The 651-nt window shown below is 68.2% G+C and carries 1 pseudogene; it reads right to left on the bottom strand.

Annotation, left to right across the window (positions count from 1 at the left end):
• Positions 1-651: pseudogene (locus D3D02_RS18330) on the bottom strand (hypothetical protein); the annotation flags it as partial.

Below are 651 nucleotides of genomic sequence, written 5' to 3'. Positions count from 1 at the left end.
CACTTCGCCGACCGACCGCTCGGTGATGCGAATCCCGGCGACGCCGTTCGGGTAGCCGGGGAGCGCCGCGCCCTCGCGCATGTAGACGCGACGGGCGACGTTGACGCCCTCCACCGAAGTGCAGTCGAAGAGGAGCAGTTGGTCGCGCGCGTGGCTGTCCGTGGGGGTGCGGCCGAGCCACTCGACGTCCTCGACGAGCGCGCCGTCGTCGTTGGCGAGCCAGATGACGGCACTCGTGGTGTCGTCGTCGGTCTGCTGGATGGAGAAGTTCTTCAGGACGTGGTTGTCCCCGCTCGTGATTTCGAGGAACCGGTACTTCTCGCCGTTGTTGCCCGACGTGAAGACGAACTGCACGTCCTTGTGGGAGTCGCCGAGGCCGACGAGTTGGAAGTTCGAGACGCCGCGGTCCCAGTCGTGCTCGCGGGTGATGAGATAGTCGCCCGGCGGGAACTCGATGGCCGTGTCGTCGCCGTACGTCTCGTCGAGGATGTCGTCGACCGGCTCTTGCCCCGTCGGGTCCATCCCGAGGTCGTCGACCGCGTCGAAGACGGTGAGTTCCGGCTCCGGCGTGGGCGTCTCCTCGGTCGGCCTCGGCGTCTCGGTCGGCGTCTCCTCGTCCGGCGTGTTACAGCCGGCGAGCGCGGCCCCGAC

The sequence above is a fragment of the Halobellus sp. Atlit-38R genome (assembly GCF_003665925.1).
In the GTDB taxonomy this organism is placed as follows: Archaea; Halobacteriota; Halobacteria; order Halobacteriales; family Haloferacaceae; genus Haloquadratum; species Haloquadratum inordinatus.
This window is presented reverse-complemented; position numbering and strand designations above follow the sequence as displayed.